Below are 2,386 nucleotides of genomic sequence, written 5' to 3'. Positions count from 1 at the left end.
TTGACTTCCAAGAAATTTTCTTGGGCCGTCACTAAGCACATCTCCGATTCCTTCAATCTTCCCGAAAGTCTCGCGGGCTTTCGCTTTACTCTCGATTCTTCGTTTTGACCGTCGTTTCGAGGGTGAGACCAATTATAGAATTTTCTGGAATAAAAACAAGGGGTTAGCGTAAAAAAAATCAACTTTTTTTCATTTTTTTTGAGAAAAATCTTTTCCATCCATCAAAACTACAAGATATTGACATTCTATTAACTTTTTTTTCGAATCGCACAAGAATAAAAACGTGCAGACTATATCTTTTTATATATTAACATACAACGTATTCATTAAAAATATGAAAAAACAAGTAATTCTATCCCTTTTTCTGGCAGCAATCATCCTTTCTAGTTGTTCGCTATTTCAAGCCAAATTTAATGAGAATATCAAACGCGACGATTTAGCCCCTGCCGTTGCCGATTCATTGGAGCATTTCACAAATGATGCCTATAAAATGAATCCGCAATATACAAACGATTTAATTGTAGCCCTCATTCGCCAAAACACGCTCAACGTAAAGACCGCCAAGGAATACGTAAAAATTCTCATCAATATTTTAAGCATCAGAAACCATAATTACATTGACGAAAAATGGATTTTAAGTCACTTAGATTCCAAACAGCAAAAAGATTATCATCGAGAATTTCCGGCGGGGGTTCCGATTCAGCAAGGTATTGAAGACTTTGTTCAAAGTCATCCCCTTTTCCAGGACACCATTACTTGCAAGGCCGAAGAAGTCGATGCACATTGGGCATACTTCTCAGCAACTGGCGATACAAAAGCAGTCGAAAAAATGAAAAAATCGCTTTATGTACCAGGCATACCCTGTTGTTTCAGTTGTCTTGAATGGTCACTCCCAAGCAGAGCTACGCAAAACAAGGATGTTTACGATAAACTCACTGAAATTCGCGATAGGAATTGCGCTACAGCAGAAGATCCACAATATTGTATTGATTATTACAACAATCGATTCATTCCTCCAATCAGTGATTGTCAATGGAGAAATCTTGCATTTTAAATAAAGGAAAAATATGAATAAATTACTATCTATCGGTTTTGTTTCAGCCACGCTCATTATCAGCGGATGTGCAAATTCAAATTCACATACTCAATTAAAAAAACATTTCCTGACCGGGTTCCATTATGTCTACACTGATATTCCAGAACCTCTTGAAATGGACTTGTCGTACTTGAGAAATGAATTCGCTTACGAAAGGCCTCTTTACTCTTCAGAAAAAAACTTTGCACAATTCGATTTTGCAAAAGACAACATCACCATTAGAATTAAGACCTTACCTTCATCGTTTATGGTCGCTGAAGGAGATTTTCAACCTCCGCAAAACGAAAGCGATTCTTCATTCATAGATTATGTCATCAATTATTCATTCAGCCGTAGATTCCCGGGTGAAGAACGCCAAAGTACAACATACAAACAAGATAAAAATTACGGCTACGCCTGTATAATTCCCAAAAATTCTTCCATACTCAATTGCGAAGCTATTACAGTTACACCCAAAAGAAGCATCGTAGCCATAGAATTCAACAGCAACAGAGAATCAGAAAGCAAAGTCATGGATTGGTTAATTGAGGCAATTGAAGGCGTAAAGCCCGTTGGCAATTAAATAGAAATTTCAAAATTTAGGCAAAAAAAAGAAGTCCGTCTCCAACACAGACGGACTTTCTTTTTCGCGATCAAGAACTAGGCGGCGAAGACAATCAGTACGCAGCTCACCACAAGCAGGAGCACGCCCCAGATAGTCTCGACAATGGGACCCAGCTTCCTGATCTCATTCTCTTTGTTTTCCATAGTGGACCCCTTTTTTACCCCGTGGCCTGCGACATCGCCTGCCTACAATTCTAAACTACAATTACTACGGGCGCAAAGAGTATACATTTTCGATATTTTTATTGATATTTTATCAATGTGCCAGGTTGGAATATTCATTATTCAAATATTGCAGGTCCGCATAACGGCGCGGTTTCCAGCGCGACCGGCATGCAGACAAAGAAACACAAACAACATAGAAAACCGATCAGATGAGCCCGCAAGGGGAACCATGTAAGCCGATTCCCTCCCGGAACGGAGTCCGGCATGACAGCGCGACATTACGCGAGCGGTACGTACAAAACAAAAAAGCCCCGCTCGCCGTGTTCCGGCAAGGGCCGTGAGCGACAAGCGGCGTGTACCAACACGCCGTGGCGCGAGAGCGAGGCGAAGGCGGAGTCCCGTCCTGCAATAGCAGCCGAGCGGCATAAAAAGAAAGGGCCCCTCGAGGATTTCCTCAAGGGGCCCGTGAATCCAGCGGCGACCTACTCTCCCGGGCCCGGGGGCCAGGTACCATCGGCGATC

At 41.8% G+C, this 2,386-nt stretch carries 3 protein-coding genes; 2 read left to right on the top strand and 1 reads right to left on the bottom strand.

The genetic code is table 11. The annotated features are described in order from the left end of the window. Positions 1-218, bottom strand: a 218-nt coding sequence (locus B7982_RS15120; protein WP_233138605.1) for a hypothetical protein, incomplete at its 3' end; no start/stop codon positions are given. Positions 219-334: 116 nt separating this feature from the next. Between B7982_RS15120 and B7982_RS14720 the strand changes: the two genes are divergently transcribed. Beyond that, entirely contained in the window at positions 335-1,054 is a 720-nt protein-coding gene (locus tag B7982_RS14720) for a hypothetical protein (RefSeq protein ID WP_088661415.1), read from the top strand. Between the two features lie 13 nt (positions 1,055-1,067). Next, positions 1,068-1,658 carry a hypothetical protein gene (locus B7982_RS14715; RefSeq protein WP_088661414.1) on the top strand — a complete coding sequence of 197 codons (591 nt, stop codon included), beginning with the start codon at positions 1,068-1,070 and terminating at the stop codon, positions 1,656-1,658. Positions 1,659-2,386 lie beyond the last annotated feature (728 nt).

The sequence above is a fragment of the Fibrobacter sp. UWB2 genome, assembly GCF_002210425.1.
GTDB lineage: Bacteria > Fibrobacterota > Fibrobacteria > Fibrobacterales > Fibrobacteraceae > Fibrobacter > Fibrobacter elongatus.
The sequence above is the reverse complement of the archived record's forward strand: the minus strand, read 5'-3'. Positions and strand labels throughout refer to the sequence as shown.

What these genes read in the sequence shown, in the direction of transcription:
- B7982_RS14715 (WP_088661414.1), top strand. Translation starts at nt 1,068, where the DNA reads ATGAATAAATTACTATCTATCGGTTTTGTTTCAGCCACGCTCATTATC.
- B7982_RS14720 (WP_088661415.1), top strand. Translation starts at nt 335, where the DNA reads ATGAAAAAACAAGTAATTCTATCCCTTTTTCTGGCAGCAATCATCCTT.